We start from the raw sequence: 2822 nt of genomic DNA, 5'->3' as shown, positions 1-2822 counted from the left end.
CCACCTCAAAATCAAATAAGTCTTTAAATTTGCGATATTGATGCTTTGGACTAACTAATTGATTTAAACTTACCATTGTAATTTGATGCGCTGAAGACATTTGAAAACCTCGTTCTTTTGAGATTTATTATAACAAAAATTACCTCATCTCGTAACGGTCCCAACATGGAAATATGCGCGGTATTCTCTGATATATTCCAATGCCATTAATAGCTGATTTTTCCATGCTCAGCTTATTTCTTCTACCTCCTTTAGTTTTTTTCTTTTTATCAGCTTCTTCTAATATTTTTACCATCTTATCAAACGCACCACGCTTAACTCCTATTAATCTTCTGAATTGATCATCTGATAAAATCTTCACTTGTTCATATTTCAATTGCACAACCATAATATTGTTATTGACCTAGCTTGAGTATACACATATATCACAGTTTCGAAAGAGGTCTATTTACGCGGCAAAAGTTGCGCCTCTCACCACAAAACCATTGCCTCTAACGAAGTTGAGCGTTTCGTTGTACAACAAGTACGCGAACTCCTCAAATGCCCTGAAATTACCGCTAAGACCTTAAAATCTCTGGAGGGTCAAATCTCCACGGATGAAGCCTTTGCAATGCTGCAGCAAATTGATGTGATTTGGGATTCGCTTTTTTCCGGTTGAGCAATACCGTATTATCTACTTGCTGATCAAAGTGGTTTTGGTGCGAGAGAATGGCATTGATGTGCGCATCCATACAGATGGACTGCAAAGTTTACTGCTGCATGCTGGTATAGAGGCATGTCTATGAACAAAGGAGAGCTATCGGTATTCATGCCCATGCGCCTTAAAAAACGGGGCGGTAGGAAGATGGTGCTGGTGCCGGAAGGTAAAACTCAATTAACGGCTCAGAATGCATCCATAGACACCACATTAGTCAAAGCCTTGGTCCGTGCCCACCTATGGCAACGCCAGCTAAAATCCGGCAAATACCAAACTATGCAGGACTTATGTGACGCCAATAAAGTCACAGCCAAATACGTGCAGCTGATCCTCAGACTCAATTTTCTTGCTCCGAAACTTAAAGAGGCTATTCTTTTAGGCCACCAACCCCGCCATATGAAACTCGCCGACCTCATGCAAAACATCCCGAGTCTGTGGCATGAACAAGACGAATTATTTGGCTGCGAGGTGGTATAAAATAGACCTTCTATTTATAAAGAGAAAATTTCTTGGTAATTTGTGATACAATATCCCACTTACCAAAAATTACAGCAGCATAATAAAGATGCTCATCTTGACTCTTTTTGGCAATATTATCGATTTGCTCTAAATAGGTACCACCAGTCATGCTATCAACAAAAGCAAGCTGCATAATTCCTTGTTCTTTGGCACCTAATACAGCTTTTTTAATCTCGTTTGATTTTCCACGTAAGACAATATAAGGCATGCCGGATACTTTCCAGTCATTGCCGCTTGCATCTACGTTGGATTGTAAAAAAGCTTGCTCTGGTCCAAGTAAGGCACCAACAGCAAAAGATGCATGGGCAATGGCGTTCATAGCAACGCCTACATCAATATCTTTATTCACAATGATGACCAATTTATTTTCAAATGTCATTTTTCCTCCTTAATATTTATTAATTTCCCATCTGTCGCCTTGAGTAAATCTTGGCTTTTGATACAAAACACAGCGTTAGGTGTTCCAGCTGCGGCCCATACTTTATCAAGCTCCATCAGATCCTGATCTATGTAAATAAAATCTATGGCATTTTTGCGCCCTACCGGAGGGATGCCGCCAATTGCAAATCCTGTAACCTCTTTACAAAATCTGCATCCGCTTTTGTTATGCTTTCGCCAACGCAGTCTTCTATTGTTTTAATATCTACCTGGTTAGGGCCAGATGCTAATACTAGAACAGGTTTCCTCGTTTTCTTTGTTCTAAAGACTAGAGACTTTACAATTTGTGAAATTTCGCACCCAATAGCTGATGCTGCATCTAGAGCAGTCCTAGTGCTATTTGGTAGCTCTAAAACTTTGCACTCTAACCCCAGGTAATCAAGCGCTTCTTGAACGGAAACGGCGCTTTTAGCGAGTTTTGGTGTCATCATTACCTCATTTATAGAATTTTACTACTTTACATTTTATGCGTTATAGCGCACAATAATCTATAATATAACACTGTACGTTATAACGCACAAGCATTTTTTTGTGAGGGAATCATGAATCATTTAACAGCTAAAATATCATCCACTTTGAAAGATCTTCGAAATCAAAGAGGCTGGAGTTTAGATGTTACTTCAGCGAAAACCGGGGTTAGTAAAGCTATGCTTGGACAAATTGAGCGGGGGGAATCAAGTCCTACAATCGCAACGCTTTGGAAGATTGCAAGTGGACTTGATGTGTCATTTTCATCCTTTGTAGAGGATATAGAGCCTTATAAATCAGGCTTTGTGCATAGAAATCCTGGACTACAACAGCTACATAAACAAGATGATAAGATCAACGTTATGCCTATCTTCCCCTTTGATGAGAATCTTGGGTTTGAAGTATTCATTACAGAGCTGCTACCAGGTTGTACGCATCTATCGCCGCCCCATCAAAAAGGAGTGATCGAGCATGTGATTCCAGTGACTGGGTCTATTAGACCTCTTGCGTAAGTATATAGAATTGAAAATTACTTACAGGGAGGGGTTAATATTTTTTATAAAGCGTGTATAGAACTTAATTTTTAACCAACAAGAGACTACACACAATGATAAGATACAGTAAAATTGCTAAACATCCAAGAGTTTTTTTTAAGATTATTTGGCATGGAGCTAGAAAAGTTTGAAATAATAATAAAGAA

The 2822-nt window shown here is 39.1% G+C and carries 3 protein-coding genes and 2 pseudogenes; 2 read left to right on the top strand and 3 right to left on the bottom strand.

Annotation, left to right across the window (positions count from 1 at the left end; translation table 11 throughout):
* Positions 1-162: 162 nt before the first annotated feature.
* A pseudogene (locus Sarmat_RS06405) lies at positions 163-376 on the bottom strand (IS5/IS1182 family transposase); the annotation flags it as partial.
* A gap of 405 nt (positions 377-781) precedes the next feature.
* Here Sarmat_RS06405 and Sarmat_RS06400 point away from each other — a divergent pair.
* Positions 782-1174: a hypothetical protein gene (locus Sarmat_RS06400; protein ID WP_202149933.1), complete on the top strand. Its 393-nt coding sequence runs from the start codon at positions 782-784 to the stop codon at positions 1172-1174.
* 10 nt (positions 1175-1184) lie between these two features.
* On the opposite strand, the gene Sarmat_RS06395 is transcribed toward Sarmat_RS06400, so the two are convergent.
* Both Sarmat_RS06395 and Sarmat_RS06385 read right to left on the bottom strand, forming a co-directional pair.
* Positions 1185-1595 carry a DUF2000 domain-containing protein gene (locus Sarmat_RS06395; protein WP_202149932.1) on the bottom strand — a complete coding sequence of 137 codons (411 nt, stop codon included), beginning with the start codon at positions 1593-1595 and terminating at the stop codon, positions 1185-1187.
* Positions 1592-2082 (bottom strand): annotated as a pseudogene (locus Sarmat_RS06385) (YbaK/EbsC family protein). The gene Sarmat_RS06395 and the pseudogene Sarmat_RS06385 overlap by 4 nt, the downstream one beginning before the upstream one ends.
* Before the next feature lie 114 nt (positions 2083-2196).
* On the opposite strand from Sarmat_RS06385, the gene Sarmat_RS06380 reads away from it, so the two are divergent.
* Positions 2197-2634: a helix-turn-helix domain-containing protein gene (locus Sarmat_RS06380; RefSeq protein ID WP_202149930.1), complete on the top strand. Its 438-nt coding sequence runs from the start codon at positions 2197-2199 to the stop codon at positions 2632-2634.
* Positions 2635-2822 lie beyond the last annotated feature (188 nt).

Origin of the sequence: Candidatus Sarmatiella mevalonica (genome assembly GCF_016751895.1) — a bacterium.
GTDB lineage: Bacteria > Pseudomonadota > Alphaproteobacteria > Rickettsiales > Rickettsiaceae > Sarmatiella > Sarmatiella mevalonica.
The sequence above is the reverse complement of the archived record's forward strand: the minus strand, read 5'-3'. Positions and strand labels throughout refer to the sequence as shown.

What these genes read in the sequence shown, in the direction of transcription:
- Sarmat_RS06400 (WP_202149933.1), top strand. Translation starts at nt 782, where the DNA reads ATGAACAAAGGAGAGCTATCGGTATTCATGCCCATGCGCCTTAAAAAA.
- Sarmat_RS06395 (WP_202149932.1), bottom strand. Translation starts at nt 1,595, where the DNA reads ATGACATTTGAAAATAAATTGGTCATCATTGTGAATAAAGATATTGAT.
- Sarmat_RS06380 (WP_202149930.1), top strand. Translation starts at nt 2,197, where the DNA reads ATGAATCATTTAACAGCTAAAATATCATCCACTTTGAAAGATCTTCGA.